This window comes from Marinobacter xestospongiae (genome assembly GCF_023156385.1).
GTDB classification, from domain to species: domain Bacteria; phylum Pseudomonadota; class Gammaproteobacteria; order Pseudomonadales; family Oleiphilaceae; genus Marinobacter; species Marinobacter xestospongiae.
On the sequence record NZ_JAKZAK010000012.1, the window covers coordinates 128,477 to 151,686 of the forward strand.

Annotated in this window: 17 protein-coding genes and 1 pseudogene; 5 read left to right on the forward strand and 13 right to left on the reverse strand. The window is 60.2% G+C overall.

What is annotated here, in order from left to right; genetic code table 11:
* Positions 1-21: 21 nt before the first annotated feature.
* Entirely contained in the window at positions 22-456 is a 435-nt protein-coding gene (locus MLD24_RS10325) for a Z-ring associated ZapG family protein (RefSeq protein WP_227171776.1), read from the reverse strand.
* A gap of 479 nt (positions 457-935) precedes the next feature.
* Here MLD24_RS10325 and zapE point away from each other — a divergent pair, with 479 nt between their 5' ends.
* The 5 genes from zapE (at position 936) to MLD24_RS10350 (ending at position 10,069) form a co-directional block, all read left to right on the forward strand.
* Positions 936-2,033, forward strand: a complete 1,098-nt coding sequence (gene zapE, locus MLD24_RS10330; RefSeq protein ID WP_248166553.1) for a cell division protein ZapE — start codon at positions 936-938, stop codon at positions 2,031-2,033.
* 76 nt (positions 2,034-2,109) lie between these two features.
* Entirely contained in the window at positions 2,110-3,291 is a 1,182-nt protein-coding gene (locus MLD24_RS10335) for a thiolase family protein (RefSeq protein ID WP_227171774.1), read from the forward strand.
* Between the two features lie 446 nt (positions 3,292-3,737).
* Positions 3,738-5,603, forward strand: a complete 1,866-nt coding sequence (locus MLD24_RS10340) for a DUF1302 domain-containing protein (RefSeq protein ID WP_227171773.1) — start codon at positions 3,738-3,740, stop codon at positions 5,601-5,603.
* A gap of 31 nt (positions 5,604-5,634) precedes the next feature.
* Complete coding sequence (locus tag MLD24_RS10345) at positions 5,635-6,996, forward strand: DUF1329 domain-containing protein (protein ID WP_248166554.1); 1,362 nt, start codon at positions 5,635-5,637, stop codon at positions 6,994-6,996.
* A 373-nt stretch (positions 6,997-7,369) separates the two neighbouring features.
* Positions 7,370-10,069 carry a LuxR C-terminal-related transcriptional regulator gene (locus tag MLD24_RS10350; RefSeq protein WP_248166555.1) on the forward strand — a complete coding sequence of 900 codons (2,700 nt, stop codon included), beginning with the start codon at positions 7,370-7,372 and terminating at the stop codon, positions 10,067-10,069.
* 30 nt (positions 10,070-10,099) lie between these two features.
* Here the strand turns inward: MLD24_RS10350 and MLD24_RS10355 are convergent, their stop codons facing one another.
* The 12 genes and pseudogenes from MLD24_RS10355 to MLD24_RS10410 form a co-directional block, all read right to left on the reverse strand.
* Positions 10,100-11,050, reverse strand: coding sequence for a 1-acylglycerol-3-phosphate O-acyltransferase, YihG family (locus MLD24_RS10355; protein WP_227171770.1), 951 nt, complete (start codon positions 11,048-11,050; stop codon positions 10,100-10,102).
* Positions 11,051-11,089: 39 nt separating this feature from the next.
* On the reverse strand, positions 11,090-11,977 hold the full coding sequence (locus MLD24_RS10360) for a glucosaminidase domain-containing protein (protein ID WP_344816283.1): 888 nt from the start codon (positions 11,975-11,977) through the stop codon (positions 11,090-11,092).
* A gap of 120 nt (positions 11,978-12,097) precedes the next feature.
* Positions 12,098-14,230 carry a hypothetical protein gene (locus MLD24_RS10365; protein WP_248166557.1) on the reverse strand — a complete coding sequence of 711 codons (2,133 nt, stop codon included), beginning with the start codon at positions 14,228-14,230 and terminating at the stop codon, positions 12,098-12,100.
* 163 nt (positions 14,231-14,393) lie between these two features.
* Positions 14,394-14,951, reverse strand: coding sequence for a YfaZ family outer membrane protein (locus MLD24_RS10370; protein WP_248166558.1), 558 nt, complete (start codon positions 14,949-14,951; stop codon positions 14,394-14,396).
* A 116-nt stretch (positions 14,952-15,067) separates the two neighbouring features.
* A complete protein-coding gene (gene yacG, locus MLD24_RS10375; protein ID WP_227171766.1) occupies positions 15,068-15,262 on the reverse strand; it encodes a DNA gyrase inhibitor YacG in 195 nt (64 codons plus the stop codon).
* Between the two features lie 62 nt (positions 15,263-15,324).
* On the reverse strand, positions 15,325-17,664 hold the full coding sequence (locus MLD24_RS10380) for a response regulator (protein ID WP_227171765.1): 2,340 nt from the start codon (positions 17,662-17,664) through the stop codon (positions 15,325-15,327).
* A gap of 91 nt (positions 17,665-17,755) precedes the next feature.
* Positions 17,756-18,592 (reverse strand): tRNA (N6-threonylcarbamoyladenosine(37)-N6)-methyltransferase TrmO, encoded by an 837-nt coding sequence (gene tsaA, locus MLD24_RS10385; protein WP_227171764.1) that lies wholly within the window; start codon positions 18,590-18,592, stop codon positions 17,756-17,758.
* Complete coding sequence (locus MLD24_RS10390) at positions 18,589-19,743, reverse strand: hypothetical protein (RefSeq protein ID WP_248166559.1); 1,155 nt, start codon at positions 19,741-19,743, stop codon at positions 18,589-18,591. The genes tsaA and MLD24_RS10390 overlap by 4 nt, the downstream gene beginning before the upstream one ends.
* Positions 19,721-20,338 carry a dephospho-CoA kinase gene (gene coaE / locus MLD24_RS10395; RefSeq protein WP_248166560.1) on the reverse strand — a complete coding sequence of 206 codons (618 nt, stop codon included), beginning with the start codon at positions 20,336-20,338 and terminating at the stop codon, positions 19,721-19,723. The genes MLD24_RS10390 and coaE overlap by 23 nt, the downstream gene beginning before the upstream one ends.
* Complete coding sequence (locus tag MLD24_RS10400) at positions 20,335-21,204, reverse strand: prepilin peptidase (RefSeq protein ID WP_248166561.1); 870 nt, start codon at positions 21,202-21,204, stop codon at positions 20,335-20,337. Before MLD24_RS10400 ends, coaE begins: the two co-directional genes overlap by 4 nt.
* A 6-nt stretch (positions 21,205-21,210) precedes the next feature.
* Positions 21,211-22,428, reverse strand: a complete 1,218-nt coding sequence (locus MLD24_RS10405; RefSeq protein WP_248166562.1) for a type II secretion system F family protein — start codon at positions 22,426-22,428, stop codon at positions 21,211-21,213.
* Between the two features lie 2 nt (positions 22,429-22,430).
* Positions 22,431-23,135 (reverse strand): annotated as a pseudogene (locus MLD24_RS10410) (ATPase, T2SS/T4P/T4SS family); the annotation flags it as partial.
* Positions 23,136-23,210: the final 75 nt, after the last annotated feature.

Sequence of the window (23,210 nt, forward strand, 5' to 3'; positions counted from 1 at the left end):
CTCGGCTGAGCTTTTGCCTGCTCAGGCCTGTTCCCGAGATTTGGCAGACAGGCCGTAATCTTCGGCCAGGGTGCCTTTCTCACTTGGGTCGCTCTTGGGTGCGTAATCTCGCGGCGGTTCAACGCCGTCTTCACGATCATCTTCCAGTCGTGCCCGGCTGTCTTCGTCCAGACCTTCCAGCCAGTCCTCATCATTGCACAGCCGGTTGGCGCCACGGGCCATGTGCTGATTCACGTCGCGGTAGGCATCGTTGAAGCGACGCAGCAGGTGCGCGGACTCCATGAAATGCTCGTTGACCTGGGCCTGGTAACGGGTGAATTCGTTGCGCACCTCATCAATCTGCTGCTCGGCACGACGCTGCCGCAGGGTGGAGCCCTGTCCCGAGCGCCCGATGAACACGCCGATGACGATGCCGACGATAAGCGCGGCGATCGCTGCCAGAATCAGGTTAGTCATAGGTGATGCTGTCCTTTGTCGTGAATGCCTGTGTCATGAATAGCTAACCGCTGCCGTTACCGTCCTGACCCGAAGCGCTGACGTTCTCAGCGTTGGTGCCGGACTGTCAGACTTGAGGGATGGGCCGGCAGTCTGATTGTTGATCCGATTATGCGCGCGGTGGCTTACAGAGTATAGCGCCGCGGTCGCCGTCCGCCCATGGGGAGGTGTTGCGCCAAACGTCGTATATCGCAACAGGCGTCACCCCCGATTGGCGCAGGACGGCAAAATTGTGGAAAATAGCTGGCCTCCAGATTCATCCCGTGTGTGGCAACGGGCCGTCAAATGGCCTGCACACACGCCGCTTAACATGCCGGGGAGCCCGTCAGGCTCCTGATGCAACAACACCTGGGCACCACAGTATCTGGGTACTACAACCTTTGGGTACTACAACGCTTGGGCTCTACAACGCTTGGGCTCTACAACGCTGGGAACCATTGATGACACCCTGGGAACGCTACCAGAACGATCTTACCCGTCCTGACTTTCACCCCGATGCCGCCCAGGAAGACGCGGTCAGACGCCTGCAGGCGCTTTACGACAAACTGGTCGAGGCTGAGGAACAGCGCAATTCGGCCATGGCCAAGCTGCGTCGCAAGCTCCGGGGCGGCCGTCAGGAGCCGGTGCAGGGATTGTACTTCTGGGGTGGGGTTGGTCGTGGCAAGACCTACCTGATGGATACCTTCTTTGAGGCCCTGCCGTTCGAGCGCAAAATGCGGGTGCATTTTCACCGTTTTATGCAACGTGTTCACAACGAGCTGAAAACTCTCAAGGGCGAGAAGAACCCGCTGGAACTGGTGGCACGCCGCTTTGCCGACGAAACCTGTGTGATCTGCTTTGACGAGTTCTTCGTCTCCGACATTGGAGACGCCATGATCCTGGCGACGTTGATGGATGGGTTGTTCAGTCGCGGTGTCACCCTGGTGTGCACCTCCAACATTGTGCCGGACGGGCTGTACAAGGACGGTTTGCAGCGGGCCCGTTTTCTGCCCGCCATTGAATTGGTCAAGAGACACACCGATGTGGTGAACGTCGACGGCGGTGTTGACTACCGGCTACGGACCCTGGAACAGGCAGAGCTCTACCATTCGCCGCTTGGCGAGCTGGCTGAAGCCAGCCTGGCCCGCAGCTACGAGGCGCTGGCCCTTGATGCCGCCAGCCATACCCTGGAGCTGGAAGTGAACGGCCGCAAAATTCAGGCTCGCCGCCACGCCGACGACGTGGTCTGGTTTGAGTTCAATGAGCTGTGCGACGGTCCACGGAGCCAGAACGATTACATCGAGCTGGCGCGAGAGTTTCACGCCATCATTGTCAGTAACGTGCCGGTGCTGGGCGGTGATAAGGACGACCAGGCCCGCCGTTTCATCAACATGATTGATGAGTTTTACGACCGCAACGTCAAGGTGATTATCTCGGCGGAGGCGCCCATTACCGAGCTTTATGCCGGGGGCCGGCTGAGTTTCGAGATTGAACGTACGGAATCCCGCCTGCTGGAAATGCAGTCCCGGGAGTACCTGGAAGCACCTCATAAACCCTGAGCTGGTTCCAACTGCAAGCACAGAATAACGAGTGGCCGGCTATTTCGGTCACCAGACAACGAGAGGTCCACAGAAAATGAGCAACAACGTCGTAATTGTCAGTGGGGTGCGTACCCCAATGGGTGGTTTTCAGGGCAGCCTGAGTCCGCTTTCCGCGATTGATCTGGGCGCGGCCAGCGTTTCCGAGGCGGTCCGACGCGCCGGTATTGATGCAGCGGATGTGCAGGAAATTATTCTGGGCAACGTCCTGCCGGCTGGCCTCAAACAGGGCCCCGCCCGCCAGGTTATGCGTCAGGCTGGCCTGCCGGACAGCACCGGTGCCACCACCATCAACAAGCTGTGTGGTTCTGGCATGAAGGCCACCATGCTGGCGCATGACCTGATCAAGGCCGGCACTAACGACGTCATGGTCGCCGGGGGCATGGAGAGCATGACCAATGCTCCCTACCTGCTGCTCAATGCCCGCAAGGGCTACCGTATGGGCGCCGGTGATGCCGCCCAGGACCACATGTTCTTTGACGGCCTGCAGGATGCGGAAACCGGCCGCCTGATGGGCGCTTTCGCCCAGGACATGGCCGACAAGAAAGGCTACACCCGGGAAGAGATGGACGACTACGCCATCCAGTCCCTGGAGCGGGCGCAGCGGGCGATCAAGGAAGGTCTGCTGAAAGACGAGATTGTGCCGGTGACGGTGAAGACCCGTAAGGGCGAGACCGTGGTGGAAGATGACGAGCAGCCCATGACCGCCAACCTGGACAAAATCCGCACTCTGCGTCCGGCCTTCAGCAAGGACGGCACGGTTACGGCCGCCAACGCATCCTCCATTTCAGACGGTTCCTCGGCCCTGGTGCTGATGAACGAGGCGGAAGCCGAGCGTCGGGGGCTCAAACCGCTGGCACGTATCGTTGCCCACAGCACCCACTCCCAGCATCCGTCCGAGTTCACGTGTGCACCGGTAGGTGCTATCAAGACCCTGTTCGAGAAAACCGGCTGGAGTCAGGACGAGGTGGATCTGTATGAGATCAACGAGGCCTTTGCGATGGTGGCGATGATGCCGATCCGTGAGCTTGGTCTGGACCCGGAAAAGGTCAATGTCCACGGCGGCGCCTGCGCCCAGGGCCATCCGGTTGGCTCCACCGGCTCACGGCTGCTGGTGACCCTGATGTATGCGCTGCAGCGTTACGGCAAGAAGAAAGGCGTGGCCGCATTGTGCATTGGTGGTGGTGAAGCCACTGCCATGGCCATCGAACTGCTGTAATCCTTCAGCCCCGCCGGGTGATTCCGGCGGGGCGCCTCCTCCCCAACCGCCCTCATCGGCGGCCGATGAGCAACCGTGTCCTCACCGTACCGGTGGGTAATTGGTTGCGCAGTGATCCTTGTGGCTGACTTTCCCGTGGCGCTCCTACGCCTTTTGATTCAATGGCCTGGCAAGCTGGTTGGCTTTGGGTTTGTTGGCTATAGTGAGGCAGTGCAAGCCTGCCGGAACGCGCCGCGCAGTGGTGGGCCGAGCACGCCAGGAGTACGGCCGGGACTGCCAGAATGAATGGAAAATCATACTTTTGACTGATCAAAGCCCCCAGCCCCCTTAGCTATAGTGCCAACATCACGGGCACTGTGCGTGAAGTCTCCGATCGTGAGCACCAATCATCCGAGAGCACTGAAGTATCGAGTAGCGACTCAGAACAACAATGGAGTAGCCTTCCAATGACAAGAAAAACTCATCAACGGCAAACCTGGGCCAAACTGCCTTTGGCCGTAGCTGTTGCAGCTGGCATGTCCGGTCAGGCGTCAGCGTTTTCATTCTATGTAGGGGATGTGGAAGCCTCTTTTGACACCACTCTGTCCGCCGGCGCCACCTGGCGCGTTGAAGAACGGGACCGTCGACTGATCGCTCAGGGCAACCTTGGACCGGAATACGCTCCGGGCGGCTCCATGGCCAATATCGGTGCTTCCACCAATAACTATGACGACGGCAACCTGAACTTTGAAAAAGGCGACACGGTGTCCAAGATCGTCAAGGGCACCAGTGAGCTGTTCCTCAGCTACGACGTCGACAGCGATGTGCTCACTCGCGTTGGCGGCTTCGTTCGTGGCAAGTACTGGTACGATTTTGAGCTCAAGGATGAAATGCGTGCGGTGGACCCGGTGGGCAACCGCCGTGAACTTAACAGCCAGGCCAAGGCCAATGCCTCTGGCGGCGAATTCCTCGACGCCTACATCTTCACCGACTGGTATCTGGGCAATGTGCCGCTGAGCGTGCGCTACGGCAACCAGGTGGTCAGCTGGGGTGAGAGCACCTTTATCCGGGGTGGTATCAACACCATCAACCCGGTGGATGTGCAGGCCTTCCGCGCACCGGGCTCTGAGGTCAAGGAAGCCCTGCTGCCGGTGGAAATGCTCTACCTGTCGGCCGGTGTCACCGAAAACATTACTCTCGAAGCCTTTGTTCAGACCGACTGGGAGCCAGTGCGTCCGGACGACTGCGGCACCTTCTTCTCCACCTCGGATTTTGCCGCTGATGGCTGTGGCCCGGTGCTGCTGGCTGGCCAGCTGCCGGATTTTGACGCCTACAACCAGGGCTTCATCGCACCGAGAGTCGGCGACCGCGAGCCGGATGAGAAAGATCAGTTCGGGGTTGCCATGCGCTGGTACATTCCGGAACTGAACGATTCTGAGCTGGGTTTCTATTACATCAAGTACAACAGCCGCTTCCCCTACATCAGCGGCATCGTGAATGATCCGGCCAACGGCCGCCGGTTCCCGTCGTACTTCATCGAGTACCCGGAGAACATCAACCTCTATGGCGTCAGTATCAACACCACCACGCCGGGTGGCTGGTCACTGGGTGCGGAGTACAGCTTCCGCGACAACGTGCCGCTGCAGTGGAACGCCTTCGAGCTGCTGCTGGGCGGTAGCCAGGTGATCAACCCCGAAACCGGCCTGCCGGTCAGTCTGCTGCAGCAGCAGCGTCAGGCAGAAGCCGGTGGCGCCGACCTGAGTGGTCAGGCCATTGAAGGCTGGGACCGCTTCAAGGTCTCCCAGGCACAGTTCACCCTGGTCAAGTTCTTCGATCAGGTGATGGGTGCCAGTCGTTTGTCGTTCATTACCGAGTTTGGTGCAACGTACGTGCATGACCTGCCGGACACGGATGAAGCCAGGTTCGGGCGCTCCGGTACCTTCGGTATTGGTAAGCTGCCAGGTGGCGCCTGTGATGGCTCTGGCGCGACTGGTGCGGCGTTGAACATCAACACCAACTACTGCACTAACGATGGCTTTACCACTGATTTCTCCTGGGGCTACCGTGCCCGTCTGGTGTGGGATTACCCCAATGCCATCGCCGGTATCAACCTGAAGCCTCAACTGGCGTGGAGTCACGACGTTCAGGGTTATGCGCCGCAGCCGGGTGGCAACTTCAACGAAGGCAGCAAGGCGCTTGGCCTGTCCCTGGGTGGTACCTACCAGAACAAGTACACCGGTTCGATCGGCTACACCAACTTCTTTGGTGGCAAGCCTTACAACGAGATTACTGATCGGGATTTTGTCAGCGCAAGCATCTCCTACTCGTTTTGATCGGCCAGCATTCGTCTAAAGAGGTATGACAATGAGAACGAACAAAAAACTTCTGGTTTCCGGCATCCTGGCGGCATCACTGCTGACCGCCAATGCCTATGGCAAGGTTTCTGCCGACGAAGCCGCGAAACTGGGTGACACCCTGACGCCGATCGGTGCCGAGAAGGCCGGTAACGGCGATGAAATCCCGGCCTGGGACGGTGGCATGCAGTCCGTACCGGCGGGCTACAAAGGCGACGGTATCTACGTTGATCCATTCGCCAACGAGGAACCGCTGTTCACCATCGACCAGAGCAACGTCGAGCAGTACTCAGATCGTCTGTCACCGGGGCAGGTGGCGATGATCAAGAAATACGACGATTACGTGATGCCGGTGTATCCGACCCATCGCACTTCGGCCTACCCGGAGTCCATTGAGCAGCAAACCATTGCCAATGCGACCTCGGTAGAGCTGGTGGAAGGTGGTAACGGTCTGGCGAACTACCAGGACGCTACGCCATTCCCGATTCCCCAGAACGGCCTGGAAGTGATCTGGAACCACATCACCCGTTACCGGGGTGGTTCGGTCCAGCGTAACGTGGGCCAGGTTACCCCGCAGGAGAACGGTGCCTACAGTGTCGTCAAATTCCAGGACGAGCTGACCTGGCGTGCTGGCCTGAAGGATTTCGATCCCAACGAAGATCCGAACGTGCTGTTCTACTTCAAGCAGGCCATCACGGCACCGGCCCGTCTGGCGGGTAACGTACTGCTGGTTCACGAGACTATCGACCAGGTCGCCGAGCCCCGTCGTGCCTGGGTATACAACGCCGGTCAGCGTCGTGTACGTCGCGCGCCCCAGGTTGCCTACGACGGTCCGGGTACCGCGGCAGACGGCATGCGGACGTCTGACAACTTTGACATGTTCAACGGTGCACCCGATCGCTACAACTGGGAGCTGGTGGGCAAGAAGGAGATGTACATCCCCTACAACTCCTACGAGCTGGTGGACCGTGACCTGAGCTATGAAGAGCTGGTCAAGGCCGGCCATATCAACCAGCAGTACACCCGTTACGAGCTGCACCGGGTCTGGCACGTCCGTGCCACTCTGAAAGAGGGTGAGCGCCACATCTACGCCAGCCGTGACTTCTACATCGACGAAGACACCTGGCAGGCGGCGGTGATCGACCATTACGACGGCCGTGGTGAGCTGTGGCGTGTGGCTGAAGCCCACAGCATGTACTTCTACGATCAGGAAGTGCCCTGGTACGCCATTGAAGTCCTGTACGACCTGCTGTCTGGGCGCTACCTGGCGCTGGGCCTGACCAATGAAGAGAACGACCCGTACACTTTCGGTGTTGAGCGCTCTTCCCGTGAGTACACACCAGGCGCATTGCGTCGCGCTGGAACACGCTAAGACCGGGTTCAGGGTGGCTCAGTGAGGCACCTTGACCCATCGCAACAACCAACGGCAGGGGAGACCCTGCCGTTTTTTTTCGCGTAAACAACTGTTTGATATTTGTCACCGCAAGCCTGACAAGCTGTCAATTATTTTGCAGTTCACACTTTTTCTGGTTTAATCTCTGTCGCACTCATACTAAAGGCGTACCCGACGTAGGTCGCCGTTCAGAAGTCACACCTGGGGAATCGCTGAATCAGCCGGACGAACGGGCTGTGCTGGGCATCGGCCACACCATCCTTTTGCACCTCTCAGGGTTTCCCCGGAATCAACACGATTTGCTTCGACAGCCAGTTTGCAGTCTGGTAGTGGAGCTGGGGGCGGGTATCCAGTGAAGGCGTTCGACAACTATCCGGCGGCCAACGACGAAGGCCTGGCTGAGCGAACAGAGAAGGGCAGACTGGTTTGGGACCTGCTCCGACACCGGGTGCAGTCTCCCCGGCCTGGTGCCGATATCTTTCCGCGCCCGGCCCTGACCGAACGCATCTGCAAGGCCATTGAGCCGGGCAGTATTCTCCACATTGAAGCGCCTGCCGGGTACGGCAAATCCCGTGAACTGGAGTCGGCCCTGTTAAGTTCCGGCCGCGAGCTGTCGCGGGTTCGCTGGGTATCACTGCAGGACCAGGACAATGATCCCCAGCGCCTGTTCATGTTGCTGTCACTGGCATTGGGGGTATCCGATGTCGATTCGGTACCCGCGCCGGGGCGCGGCCAATCCCTCAATGATGCACTGGAATGGTTGCTGGCTAATCTCGCGAATAGCGGCGAGGCCACCGAGGTGCTGGTGCTGGATCGGGTCGACCGGGTCCAGAGCCAGGACGGCACTGCCCTGCTGACCCAGCTGCTGGATCAACTTCCCCCGGGGCTTGCGCTGGTGCTGCTTTCCCGCCGGGCCCTGTCCTTCGAGACCCACAGTTACGAACTGGGTGGGCGCTTCACTCGCCTCACCGCCGATACCCTGGAATTGTCTCGCAGTGAAACGGCAGCTTTCTACCAGCCATTGCTTGAGCGTCAACAGGTCACCCAGATTGCCGTTGAACACCTGTATCATCTGACCGAAGGCTGGCTGACACCGCTGGCGCTCTATCGCCTGGAGGTGGAAGAGCGGGGTGAAGACCGCCTGCCGGTTCAGGAAGCCCGAAGCGTCGTGGCGTTTCTCCGCAGCGCCGTCACTGCCGAACTGACGCCAACCCAAGTGCGCTCACTGGCGGTGATGGCGGAGATGGACGTGGTGTCGGACGACTTGTTCCTGGCCATTGCCGACAGCCAGTGTGACACCTCGTTCCTGCCTTCCACCGCCATGGCGCGGGGCTTGCCACTGCGCAGCGCAGGCAACCGTGGGCGCTGGTTCCGGTTGTTGCCTCTGGTTCGCGAGTGGTTGCTGTCCACCACCCTCGCTGGCCGCAAGGCTCGTGCCACTCTCGCCAGTGACTGGTTCGCCCGCGAGGGTCAGTTTACCGAAGCCCTTCGGTATGCGTTGCAGTGCCACGATACCGAACGGGCGATTCGGGTGGCCTCTGAGGGCTCCGAGGCGCTGCTGATTGGTCAGGATACCGCGTCACTGTTGCGGTTGAGGCAATCACTGCCGGCGGAATTGATCCAGCGTAGCCCGCGTTTGCAGATTGTCTATGCCTGGGTTCATGCCCTCGGGGGGCAGTTCACCGAAGCCTGCGTGCTCATCGATGGCATGTCCGCCGAAGACCAGCGTTTACTGCAAGGTCGTCTGTCGGCGTTGCGGGCGTTTCTGCTCAGTGGCGAGGGCAATGTCCGCGCGGCACTGAAAGAGGCTGATCAGGCATTGGCGACCGACGATCTGTCGACACATGCCCGGTTGGTGGCTCAATTGGTGCGATCCGGTGCCTGGTGCGCCCTTGGACGATTTGCCGACGCCCGCAGCGCGAGCCGTGAGGCGTCGAAGCTGGCGCGTCAGGCCGGAGATCCCGGGGCTGAGATCCTGACGGTTTATGCCCATGCCCGCATTGAAATGAGTAAGGGCGCATTGCGTCACGCTGAGCAGCTGCTGCGGACCGGGCTGGATACGTCGGTCAGTGAACCGGCGCGGCCGCCGCGAGTGGGCGAAGGACGGCTGATGCTGAACCTGGCCCTGATCCTGTGGCACCAGGGACGCGCTGCCGAGGTCGATCGACTACTGACCCGGTTCATTCGTCATGCCGAAAAGGGCCGGGATCTGGCACTGCTGTTGGCCCTGGCTTTGCGGGCGTTGCTGTCCAAATCCCAGGGGCAGGTCGACGAGGCATTCGCCTGGATCGGACAGGCTGAGCGCACCATGCAGGCCTGGCAGGTGGATGAGCTGGTGTACGTGCCAGTGCTGGAAGCGCTCAAGACCAGTTGCTGGCTGGCCCAGGGACAACTTGAGAGTGCTCGTCAGGCAATGGTTCGACTGGCGCCATTCCGCAAGCAGCACCGGGTGCTTGAACTGTTCCCGATGATGCCGGGGCTGCTGGATACGTTGGAGACCCGGGTGGCACTGGTCGCCGGCGACGAGTCCGCGGCCATCAGTCAACTACAGGAGCAGTACGGCAAGGAGGAGCTGAGCCGTCACCCTTATATCCATCAACTACACGTGGTGCTGCTCCAGGCCCAGGCCCATCAACGGCTGGGGCAGAGCGAAGCAGCCCTGGCGTTCTTCCAGAAGGCACTGGAAATGGCGGCGCCGGAGCATTACATCAGCCCGTTCATCGAATTGCGGGAGGAGATTGCCGAGGCGGTTCGGGAAGGTCTGGCTGGTCGACAGGCGTCTCCGCTGGTGGACGCCCTGCGGACTCTGTTTGGGTTGGAGGCCGAAGCGGCTACGCGACCACCGGTGGTGGATTTGCCGGAACCCATCAGTGATCGCGAGTTTGGTGTCCTGGAACTGATTGCCATGGGACTGTCGAACCAGGAGATCGCCGACCGTCTGCACATCTCCCTGCACACCGTAAAAACCCATGCCCGCCGCATCAACGCCAAGCTGGGCGTGCGTTCCAGAACCCAGGCCATCGTCAAGGCCCGGGAACTGGGGCTCCTGTAGCAAACAGGCGTCGGAGCCAGTCCAGGCCAGTCAGTCTGGCAGCGAGTCCAGCTTGCCAGTGTTGTCTGAGGTCTCCGCGCTGCGGGCCTGTTCCGCCAGGATCTTGCTTATCAGGGTGTCCTTGGCTTCCCAGAGTGCACTGACCCACTGCTGGAAATCGGTGCGGATGGCATCGTCGTTCTGGTAGTCCATGCCCAGGAAGCGCGCTGGAATCTCCAGTTTGCGTACATCGATGACAATCCGTGGGATCTGCCCGCACAGATAGCGCCAGAAGCTTGGCCGTCCGTCCGGATAGACGATGGTCACGTCCAGCATGGTGTGCAGGGTCTCGCCCATAGCGCCGAGCACAAAGGCCGTGCCACCCGCGCGGGGTTTCAGTAGGTGCTGGTAGGGCGACTTCTGGGCTGCGTGCTTGGCCGGTGTCAGACGAGTGCCTTCCATAAAGTTGAACACCGTGACCGGGGTGTAGTGAAATTTCTCACAGGCGGCGCGGGTGGTTTCCAGATCTTTGCCTTTGAGTGCCGGGTTCTTCTCGATCTGCTCGCGGGTGTAGCGCCGCATGAAGGGGAAATCCAGTGCCCACCAGGCCACACCGAGGAATGGTACCCATACCAGCTGTTGCTTGAGGAAGAACTTCAGGAACGGTATCCGCCGGTGCAGGGCGTGCTGGATCGCCGGGATATCGGCCCAGCTCTGGTGATTGCAGGTTACGAAGTACCATTGATCAGTGGCCAGGCCCTCAACACCGCGGATGTCCCACTCAACCCGGTGAAGCAGATTGTTGATGCCACTGTTGATGGAGATCCACAGGCCGGCAATCTGGTTGAGCACCACCGTGCAGCCCTTGCGCGCACCGGTGACGGGCAAGGCCAGTTTGAGAAGCGCGAACAGCAGCAGGACCGGAAACAGGATCAGGGTGTTCGCCAGAATCAGCACAATCGCAAGCACCCCTTTGAGGGGCGGAGGCAGGAAATTCAACATGGTTTTGGAGTCTCCGAAATCATGGACGGCAGCCGGCTGTCAGCCTTCACTGCCTCCAACTGAGGGCAGCAGGGTTGCGGCATCCCGGGCCAGGGCAAGCTGGTTCAGGCGCTGCCGGGAACGGTCACCCAGGGTGTCGGCAAACTGGCGGTCATAGAACGCCAGGTTATTGAAATGGATCATTGCCTGAATTTCTTCAACGTAGTGGGCGCCGCGTTCGGAGTAGGACTCCAGTCCCGTGGCAAGCAAGATGCCATCGGCCATACGACCGCTTTCCCTGGCCTGGGCGCGGATGGCACGAAGCTGTCGATAGGACGGGTGTCGGTTGAGGTTGTCAATGTAGGCGCTGACCGACTGGTAGGGCGAAGCAAACCGGGCCACCTCGTGGCTACGGCCCTCGCCACGGTTCCTGGGGACCAGGCCGCAGCCGGGCCTGAAACACCACTGGCCGAACAGGTTGTTGCCCTGGGTGGCGAAGCGGGAGGTGCCCCAGGCAGACTCATTGGCAGCCTGGGCCATCACCAGGGACGGTGGCACCACGTCCAGTTTGGTCGCCAGTTTCTCAAGCTGCTGGGCTCTTGGCTGGTCCTCGTTGACCCGTAGACGTTCACTCTGACGTTGCAGCCAGGCGGTTTCGGCTGGCGACAGGGACGTCTTCTGGCGCAGCGACTGGAGCACCTGGCGTTCCATCAGAATACGGGAGTTGGCCAGCACAATGCGTGGGTAGAGAAAGCTGAAGAAGGCCGCTTTCTTCTCGGTGGTATCCCGGTAATCGCTGAAATCGGGCAGGGCGTTCAAGGCCCAGTCAGGCAGTGGCGGCAGTTTGGTCTGGGCCCGCACGGTCGTGGCCCTGTCCCTGTCGGATAGTGGCTGCGGAGTGTGAAGGCCACCACTGATGGCGGCAGCCAGCAGGGGAAACAGCAACATCAGCGCTCGTACTCCGACAGTCATAACTCCTCACATCGTCCAGGGTTCGAGAAGCAGTATAACAGGTCCGGCGAAACAGCCAGAACGACGTCATGCTGGTTCTGGCATCGTGTCTTGCCATCAAGGCTGCCGGGTAGCGATCACCAGGCCCAGGGCAACGCCATCTCGGCTGTCCTGTACTGTCAGAAAGAGGCTGTCGTGGTTCTCGGTGACAAACCCCTCAAGCACCAGTTCGCCGTTGCGGAAGCGGACCTGACCATCCCCCAGATCGGTGTAGTCGAACACCTGCAGAGGCTGATCGATGGCGACCGGGCTGTTCAGTGTGCCGCTGGAGATGCGTTGACTGACATCCACGCCTGCCATTGCCAGGCGGGCCTGGATGGGACTGGCGATGGTTAAAATACTGTTCTGGAAGTGGCGCAGGCGGTTGTCGTCCGCCCCCAGGCTGAGGACGAATCCCTGCAACCGGTAGCGGCCGCTGGATGGCGCCGAGCCGTCAATCTGGCGCCCGGCAATGATCAGTCCATCGCCCTGGGGGCTGTCATCCAGGTTGAACGCCAGCAGCGCGCCGTCCGGCGAGCTGGCGCCGACACCGACGCTGTCCAGGCTGAGACGGCCGGTCTGTTCGGGGCCGGAGGGGCGAATCGATTCCTTCAGCGCCAGGGTACGGACCTGGCTGCGGCTACCGGTATCCAGCGCAGCCTGGCCATTGTTGTCCCGCGTCATCTGCCGGGTGGTCAACTCTTCGGCGACGGTGCCGCCGTTGATAGACCAGCGGCCAGTGCCGGCCTCCATCAGCAGGGGTTGTAGCCGGTTCTGGTCAAATTGGCTGACAAAGCTCACCGTATTGTAGCTGCGGCTATCCAGAGTGCTGAGCTGAAAGCCGGTGGTTCGGCGCAGGTTGATTTCCAGCGCCGACAGGAAGTGGTTCTCCACTGTGTCCTGACGTTTGAGTTCCTCACCAACGGCTTTCAGGCGGATCGCCTTGCCACCGCTGAAGTAGCCCATCAGCACCTGATCGTTATCGTCGTCGCCACTGCCAACGTAGGCATCCTGGTAGTAGGGATTGCGGGTCCAGCCAATGACCCGGGAGCTGCCCAAGCCGGTCACACTCTGGAACAGTGCCCGTCCCCCTACCAGGCGGGTGTCGTCCTGGAGAGTGGCGGCGCCGGGGGCGGAGGCATGGCTGTTGCGGCGCCAGGTTTCGGTACCACGGGAGAAAAACGACTGATCGGCGGTGTGCAGCAGGGTTTCGCGATCGTAGGGAATATCACCGGCCAGCGAGGTGACGTTGATTCCCAGCAGTTCGAAGGACGTCAGGGTCAGTCCCGGGTAGATGTAGGACACCCCGTTTTCGTCTTCCAGCCGCTCCTCCTTGGCGATGCGAACGCCCCATTGGCCGGGGCCACCGAGACTGCTTTCAAGGAAGCTGCGCCCCAGTTCCATGCCCAGAAAGACGCTGTTGTAATCGATGGAGGCGGCGCTGACCGAGCCTGAGGCGCTGCTGTCGAATAGCGCGTACTGGGCAATGTTGTTGACGAAACCGGCGAAATCGGTGCGTGCCGCAAGCAAATCAACGGCGCCGGGCACCGACAGGTTGGCCGGGATGTCGATCTCGAAGTCGTGCACCAGGTCGGCCAGGCTGGGCCAGACAAACTTGTTGATGCACAGATCGGACTGGTCGCTGTCCACACAGTCCATGACCTGGTCAAACTCTGTGCCGGTGTAGCCAGCGAGGGTCTTGCTGACCAGATACTCTGAGAACGGGTTGATCTTGATGTCGCGATCGGAATCGGCGGCGAGGGCCCGCAGCACCGCATTACCGTAGCGGGCCTCGATAATCACATCCGGGCCCTGGGGCACCCCTTCAGGGAAGTTGACGATGCGCCGACCGTCTTTGCCATTGCGGACCTCGTAGTCGACCGAAGCCAACTGGCGCAGGGTATTGTCGGAGCGGTAGACCGAGATCTGGTCGGGAGCGACGATACGCAGGTTGCGTCGGGTCAGCTCTGCGGTTGGCGCCAGGTTGCCGGGGACTTCCAGGGTGACCAGCACCTCTTTGTCGCCGAGGTCGGTACTGTTGCTGGAATCACCGGTGGAGCCGGGCTGGAAATCGTCCAGGGCATTGGTGGCAGGCGGGAACGAATTGGGCTGTCCCTTGACGTTATCAATCGATTTGCTGCCGTCACCGCAACCGGTGAGCAGGGCTGTACCCAGCAGACTGCCGAGGGCGAGGAGGCCTGTAAACCGCATAGACTGGATTCCATTGGCGAAGACTGTAAAGCCTCAGTCTATCAGCTGGGATCGACGTGAATAGTGAAAGATCCCACGAAATCGTGGCAGGAACGGGGATGTTGAGGCCAAAGCGGAAGGGCATCCGTGCCCATCACCGATGACGGAAGCTCAGTTGGGCTCCCTAGAAATAGATCTTCATACCCGCCAGCACACCTTCATCCAGATCGATGTCGCCGTGGTACTGCTCCAGATCGGTGTTGAGGTAGCGGTAGCCGGCAAAGATCTCGCCATTGCGGATGACCCGATAGCTGGCCCGGACCTCGACATTGAACACGCTCTCGGAATCGCTAAAGGACAGGATGTCCGGAGCGTAGTGGGCCGAGCCGGTAAACGACAGGCCGGGCACTTTCGGTAAGTTGACAATGGCATAGCCACCGAGGCCGAGGGCGCCGCCGTCGAGATGATCGTCGTCCCAGTACAGGCCCCGCATACCCAGGCCGGCGGTGGTGGGCAGATTGCCGATGGCGGTGCGTCCCTGGGCGTGGAGATCCAGGTTGGTGATGTGACGGCTGCCTTCATGGTAAGTGTGGCCAACCCCAAACTGGATGTCGGAATTGGCGCCAAAAGCGTTGTACTGGCCCTTGACGGAGTCGTCCGTCAGGCTCACTTCAACGTCCGCCGCCATGGCGGGCGCTGTGGCGAGGGCCAGGGCAATAAGCGGGATACGGCTGAACTTCATGGTGGTACCTCAGCAGGGGTGATTGGACGGCTGATGGGTTTCGGCCAAAGCCGCTCCATGTTAGCCGGGGAGCGATGAAATCCTCAACTTACAAGGGTGTTATGCCGCTCCGGCCCTTAATCTTCGTCGTCGTGTCGATGGCCTCCCTGATCGAGATCGGACGGATCGGCGTTCTCCGCTGGCACACGGTATTCCTCGTTGGCCCAGGCGCCAAGGTCGATCAGTTGGCAACGCTTGCAGCAAAAGGGGCGATAGGGGTTGGCTTCGTCCCATTCCAGGGATTTCTTACAGGTGGGGCATTGGACTTGCATTGGGCAGTGGTATCCGCTTGGTGAATTCGGCGACTGCGTGATGGGGGTGTTGAGCCAGACCGTCAGGGCGCGACCTTGCAGTGCTGTTCCAGCACTGCCCGCAGCATCTCCAGATTAACCGGCTTGGCGACGAACGCATTCATGCCGGCCTGGCGACACCGTTCTTCATCTTTCTCCATGGCACTGGCTGTCAGCGCCACCACCGGAATGCCGGGACGATTCTCGGCCAGTTCCCAGGCCCGCAGGCGACGGGTGGCCTCGAAGCCATCCACCTTGGGCATCACACAGTCCATGAAGATGATATCAAATGGGTGCCACATCCACAGGCTGCTGGCTGCTTCGCCGTCGTTGGCGGTCATCACATCGCAGCCGAGCTTCTCCAGCAGGCGGCGGGTCAGGGTACGGTTGACCGGGTTGTCCTCCACCAGCAGCACTCGCATCCGGCCACAGGGCAGACTCTGGTCGCGGGCGGTGGGTTTGCCGGATTGCAGCGAGAAGCGGGTAAGGAACTGGCGACTGTCGTGGTCCGCGTCTGCGAACAGCTGGTGCAGGATGGGGGTGAGGCAGGATTCCCGCAGGGACTTGCTGAGGAAGGCGTCGGCGCCTGCCTGTCGGAAATGTTCGGCATCGCCCCGCTGGGGGTTGGAGGACAGAATCAGCAAACGGGTCCGGGTCCAGTCCGGGTTGCTGCGAATCTGTCGGCACAGCAGGTCGCTGTCCATATCCGGTACAAAGCCATCCAGCACAACGGCATCAAAATGGCGATGGGCATCGGCTGCCAGACGCAGTGACGTCAGGGCTTCACCGGCGGACTTGACGGCCTCTATGTCAGTGTCGTGACGGGACAGCATTTCCAGGGTGATCTTGCGGGACAGCTCGTAAGAGTCCACCACCAGGATGCGTCGACCATGGACCTGGCGGGTGTCCGGATGAATGCGGGTGGTGCCATCCGGCGCCAGCGGTAGCGACAGCTCAACCCAGAAGGTGCTGCCTTCCCCGGGCCGGCTTTCGACGTCCAGGGTGCCATTCATCAGCGTCACCAGTTGATGGCAGATGGCCAGGCCCAGCCCCGCGCCTGGCGACTGGCGCTGGAACCGCTGGCCCAGCTGGACGTAGGGTTCGTACACCAGTGACAGCTCGTCCGGGTTGATGCCGACGCCAGTGTCCTCCACCGCCAGCCGTAGCCGAACCTTGTCGTTCTGTCGACCCAGTACCTCAACGCTGATCAGCACGTGGCCGGAATCGGTAAACTTGATGCCGTTGGAGGCAAGATTCAGCAGGATCTGGCGGATACGTACCGGATCGCCCTCCAGACCGAAGGGCAGGTTTTCGTCGACCCGCAGCTCCAGAGCCAGACCCTTTTCCCTGGCACGGTTGCCCAGCATGTTGATCAGGTCGTTGAGGGTGTCCCGCAGATTGAAGGGCACGGGCTCGAGGATCAGCTTGCCGGCTTCAATGCTGGAAATGTCCAGCAGGTCATTGATGATTGCGGAGAGGTTTTCCGAGGCATTCTGCAGCGTCTGGACGTACTCCCGCTGCTCCTGATCCAGGTGGGTGTCGGAGAGCAGGCTGGCATAGCCGAGCACCGATTGCAGCGGCGTCCGCAGTTCGTGGCTGACGTTGGCCAGGAACTGGTTCTTGGCGTGGTTGGCCTTGACCGCCTCGTCCCGCTCGTCCCGGGTCCGGATCGAGTTCTGGCGGAGGTTGCGGGTGTCTTCCAGCAGCTGCAGCCGCATGGTGTTGAGCGCGTTCTCCATCTCGCTCAGCTCGTCGGGCTCGCGCAGGGGCTTGCGCTTGAGCTGAAGTGGTTCGATCAGGGCGTCCAGGTTCAGCCGGGAGGCGTAACGGGCCATGGTTTCCAGATGCCGGGACAGGGTCAGGCGAACGATCATCAGCAGGCCCAGCGTGCCAAACATCACCACGATGGATTGAAACAGCAGGGTGAGCTTGGCCCGATCCATCAGCTGTTGGTAGGCGTACTCTGCCGAGGTGACCAGGGTGAGGGTGCCCAGGGCAAGGTTCTCGCGGCTGTCGGGGCGTTGGTAGGTCAGCGGGAAGCTGTTCTGGATCGCGTGCCCATTAGGGTGCTGGCCTGCGGAGTAGACCTCGCCATCGGTCACTGTGACCTGGGCATGGGCAACGTCCGGCAACCGAACCAGGGTGTCCAGGGTGTTGGAGACCTCGCTGTAGTTCAGCAGCCAGATGTTGTTGGCGAGGCTGCCACTGACCAGATCCGCGGCCCTTTTCTGGGATGCGTTGAGCTCCGTTGTGCGGGCGTCGAGTTCGCCAACCAGTTGCAGTCCGGTGGCCAACAGCGATAGGACAACGCTGAACAGCAGCACGTAGATCAGCAATCGCGCCGCGAGGGGTCTGACACCCAGCTTTTTCAGCATCCTGGTCATGTGGTACGCACTAGTTCCCTGTGAATGTACCTTGGGCGATTACAGTCTCGCCAGCAAGGGGTAAAACGACCGTATCAGGGGTCGCCGCAGTTTAGCAGACAGAAAGCACCTCGACACCATAGCCGGCGACCTTGGCCTGATTCCCCTGTGCGGGTGAATGCCCAGCCTGGTCTGTCGCCTGAGATGGAGTGTCGTCGCAGGCGGCAGTATGGGGCAGAGCATCATCGAATACAAAACGGAAGCGCACATTGCAGTCGTAGAGGTGGGCGCCGTAAATGCGTTCTTCCTGGCGTCCGCGCCGGAAAGAAGGGCGGGGATCATAGCCCACCACATCTGTGATCAATCCACGAAAGTCCGGGTAGTGTTGCGGGTCCAGGGCGGCCAACTGCTGTTCCGCCTCCTCACTGAACCAGACCGGCAACCGATCCGTAGGCGGCGAGTCGGCCCAGCCCAGGTGAGCGTCCGGCACCGAATCCGCAAACGGCAGGTACGGTTTGATGTCCAGAATCGGCGTGCCGTCGATCAGGTCGTGATCGCGAATCCGCAGGATCAGTCGATCACCTTCCCGGTGTAACCCTTGGTTGCTGACCACCGACAGACCAAGACTGTTGGGGCGGAACGGCGAGCGGCTGGCAAAGACTCCCATCTTGCGGTTGCCTCCGAGCCGGGGCGGTCTCACCACCGGTCGCCACTCGGCACGCACGGCCTGGTGGAACTGGAAGGTAAGCCAGAGATGGCTGCACTGCTCCAGGCCCCGAAAGGCATCTTCGCGGTCAAACGGTGAGCAGATCACCAGGTCAGCCCAGGCGTGGCGGGTCAGCCCCGGTTGCCGAGGGACACCAAACTTGTCCTGAAAACAGGAGCGGGTGAAGGCGATGGGCGTCAGGGTGAGGGCCTCGTCGGCGGGCTTTGCGCGATGGCGGATCATCGGTCCAGGTTTCCGGAGAAGTACATTTCCAGGCGCACCACAATCGACGCCTGATCCTTGAAGCTCTTGTCGCGGGGATACTCAATGGCGGGAATGATCTCACCATAGAGCCAGTTGTGATAGAGCCGGTAGCGATAGGTAATGTCGGCAAAATAGCTGGTGGTTCGCCAGCCGGGCTGGCTTTCGCCGACCACGCCGATGCGGGGATTGACGGACGCGCGGTTGTTCAGCTCCTTGTAGGTATTCAGGGTCTGGGACATCACAAACTCGCGATCCCGATGAACCCATTCCAGTTCGGTGGCGGAGAGCAGGTGCCAGCCACTGTTGAAGGATCGGGTCAGCCCCAGCCAGGTCCGCTCGCCCCAGCCGCCGCGGTGGAAGTAGTAGAAGCGCTGGTTGAGGATCAGGCTCCACTCAGCGTCCAGATCCCAGTTCTTGCGTGCCGAGGCGCGCCAGAACGCGTCGGTGGGAAATCGCAGTCGTGCCCCGACGTCGTTGCTGAGATTGATGGCATCACCAATTTGGGAAAGCAGCCGCAGGGCACCGGTGGCATCGGTGTCGGAGCGCTCGTCCGCGGACAGCTGGCGGCTGCGCCGGCGCTCCTGCAGCGGGATGAGTTCGTCGCTTTCACTTTCCACGATCAGCCGCAGTTTCTCTTCCACCGTGGGGATGTCGAGCCGGAACCTGGCTTCGGGTTTGAATTGCAGGGCGTCGCCGTATTCCGAGGCTGCTACGAACCCCAGGCGCAGGTAGCTCTCGTTGGCCGGCAGGACCTGACCGCTGCCAGACAGAGTGCGGTCGGCCCACTCGCCGAACTTCCGCACCAGTTCGGCATTGCGACGCTGGTTGCCCAGCACCCAGTTGGAAAACTGTAACCAGTAGGTATCGTTGGGCTCGCGCCAGTACTCGTCGCGCTCAAAGGTGTAGAAGTCGGCCGGCAGGGCTTCCACCGAGAGCTGTTCTCTCAGCGGCACCTCGTGGGCGTCGATGATGCTGTCCCCCAGGCAGCGGGCGCTACCCAGGGCGAGCAGCAGCGGCAACGCCAGCAGGCCGGGACATCGCCTGCGGTTGCAGGTGCTGACGGTTGCCGGTTGCTGCGCTGCTGAAGGATCAGAAAAGCGAAGCCGTCTACGGCTTGGAATACGGTTCAAACGCCACCAGGAACTGTCTGTGTAACTCATCGACCTGATGCTGGACCTGATCGACACCTTCACTATTGTCGATCACCCGGTCCGCTTTGTTAAGCCGTTCCTGGCGCGGCATCTGCGCGGCGATGATCCGTTCCACCTGAGCGCGCTCGTTGGTGTCCCTGGCCATGGTCCGTTCGATCTGGACCTCCTCCGGCACGTCCACAACCAGCACCTGCTCGACCAGTTGATGCTGATCGGTTTCCAGCAGCAGCGGAGAAACCAGCAGGGCGTAGGGCAGGGCATAGTGATCCGGCTTCAACTGGCGCACCAGTTCCTGGCGGATGCGGGGGTGCAGCAGGGCCTCCAGCCACTGGCGCTGGCTGTCATCACTGAATACGATCTGGCGCAGGGCGGCGCGGTCCAGGGCGCCCTCGGGGGTGATGATCTCGTCCCCAAAGTGGTCGCGAATGGCGGCGAGGGCCGGCGTACCGGGTTCCACCACCTCGCGGGCAACATCGTCCGCATCCACCCAGTGCACGCCGTGTGTGGCGAACATTCGGGCGACGGTGGATTTGCCACTGCCAATGCCGCCGGTCAGGCCCAGGATCGCTGTCATAGGTAACCCAGCCACCAGCCCTGCAGCGTGGTCCCAAACCACAGCGCCAGCAGACCGGCGCCTGCGAGGTAGGGGCCAAAGGGAATGGGGACTTCACGACCATGCTGGCGGAACAGGATCAGCGCGATGCCGACAACCGCGCCCACCACGGAGGACAGCAGGATGATGATGGGCAACATCTGCCAGCCCAGCCAGGCACCGAGCGCCGCCAGAAGTTTGAAATCGCCATGGCCCATGCCTTCCTTGCCGGTGACCAGCTTGAACAACCAGTAGACCGACCACAAGGACAGATAGCCGGCGATGGCGCCCCAGAAGGAACTGTTGAAGTCGGTGAACAGGCCAAAATAATTGAGGATCAGCCCAAGCCACATCAGTGGCAGCGTCATGCTGTCTGGCAGCAGTTGGGTATCGAGATCAATCATGGTCAGCGCAATCAGCGTCCACACCAGCACCAGCGTCCACAGCGTGGCCACGGATGGGCCCAGGAGCCAAAGGGTCGCCACCGACAGGATCGCCGTCAGCGCCTCAATGATGGGGTAGCGTGGCGAGATCGGCGTTTTGCAGGACGCACATTTACCCCGCAGCAGCAGATAGCTCACCACCGGGATGTTCTCCCAGGGTTTGATCTCATGGCCGCAGCTGGGGCAGGTGCTGTTGGGGCTGGCCAGCGTGATGCGTTGGGCGTCCTTGCGCTGCTTTTCGGGAAGCTCAAGAAACTCCTCGCACTGGCACCGCCACTCCTGCTCCATCATCTTCGGCAACCGAAGGATGACCACGTTCAGGAAGCTGCCGATGCAGAGGGCAAGAACAGCAATGGCTGGATATACCAGCCATGCGGTAGACAGGATATGGTCGACGACGGGCATCAGGAGTTAGACCACCTGACCCATCTGGAAGATTGGGAGGTACATGGCAACGATCAAGCCACCCACCAAGACGCCCAGTACAGCCATGATCATGGGTTCCATCAGGGCGGTCAGGTTGTCGACCATATCATCGACAACCGACTCGTAATGGTCCGCGACCTTTTCAAGCATGGCGTCCAGATTACCTGATTCTTCACCAATGGCCGTGAGCTGTATTGCCATCACAGGAAATATACCGGCTGCTCTCATGGAAGCCTGTAACTGCGTGCCACTGGAAACTTCCTCCCGGATCTTGTTGATTCCATCCCGATACACGGCGTTACCGGTGGCGCCGGCAACGGATTCCAGAGCATCCACCAGCGGCACGCCTGAGGCAAACGTAGTGGAAAGCACCCGACCAAACCGGGCAACGGCAGATTTATCAAGAATCTCGCCAACAACCGGTAGCTTGAGCACGTACTTGTCAACAAGGTCGGAGAATTTGGGAGAGCGTGACTTTGCCTCTTTAAAGCAAAACACAAAACCGACCAGACCCAAGAGTGCAATGAACCACCACTCCTGCATCCACTCGGATATGCCAATCACAAACTGGGTAAATACCGGAAGTTCTGCGCCAAAGCCATGAAACAACTCCTCAAACTGAGGGACCACCTTAATCAAAAGAATGGCAGTCACGATAATTGCCACAACCACGACCGCGATTGGGTAAGTCATTGCCTTTTTTACTTTTTTCTTGAGTGTTTCGGTTTTTTCAAGGTACATGGCAATTCGATCGAGCATCTGCTCAAGTGCACCAGCTTTCTCGCCGGAATCGACCAGGTTGCAGTAGAGATCGTCGAAGTGCTTTGGATGGCGACGCAGCGCAACTGCAAAGCTCGCCCCCGATGCTACATCGTTACGGATGGTGGTGATCAGCTCCTGAAGACCTTTGTTTTCGAGTCCGTCGGCGACAATGTCGAAACTTTGAACCAATGGGACCCCAGCCTTCATCATCGTTGCCATCTGTCGAGTCAGCATTGCAATGTCGAAGGGGGTGATCTTTGTCGAGCCACCAAAAAGCGGCTTGGCCTTCTTGCGAACCTTATCTGGTGAGATCCCCTGTTTCCGCAGTTGTGCCTTTACCAGTGCGGAGCTGACCCCGGCAATTTCGCCCTTGGTTTTATTGCCCTTACGGTCTTTGCCTTCCCACGTGTACTGGGACAGCTTCTGCGTGTTCTCTGCCATGCCTAATCCTTCGTTACCCGGTTCGCTTCTTCAAGGCTGGTGACCCCCTGAATAACCTTCTCCAGAGCTGATTGCCTCAAATTGGCGAACCCTTCCTCTTGGGCTTGCCGGGCTATCGCAATGGAGCTGGCTTCCTCCATGATCATGTTCGCCAGCTTGTCTGTGATCTTGACCACCTCGTAAATACCGACGCGGCCTTTGTATCCACCACTGCATTTATCACAGCCCTTGGGGCGGTACAACGTGAAGCCTGTTTCAATTTGTGCCTCTGTGAACCCTTCGGCGAGCAGCACATCATTGGGGATCTCCGCGGGTTCCTTACAGCTGTTGCAGAGCCGTCTTCCGAGCCGCTGGGCGATGATCAGACTGACCGACGTTGCGATGTTAAATGAAGGCACCCCCATATTCATCATACGGGTCAGTGTCTCGGCTGCGCTGTTAGTGTGGAGAGTTGACAGCACCAAGTGCCCCGTCTGGGCAGCTTTGATCGCAATGTTGGCGGTTTCCAGGTCACGAATCTCACCAACCATGATGATGTCTGGATCTTGTCGAAGAAAGGCCCTCAGGGCTTCAGCGAACCCAAGCCCAACCTTGGTGTTCACGTTAACCTGGTTTATCCCCTCAAGGTTTATCTCGGCAGGATCTTCAGCTGTGGAGATGTTGCGCTCGGGGGTATTAAGAATGTTTAGGCCGGTATAGAGAGAGACTGCGTGCGCTCAATATCTAAGTGCAACACCCTCAGATCGAGTATTGTGTTGCCATGGGAAATCACTATCACCACC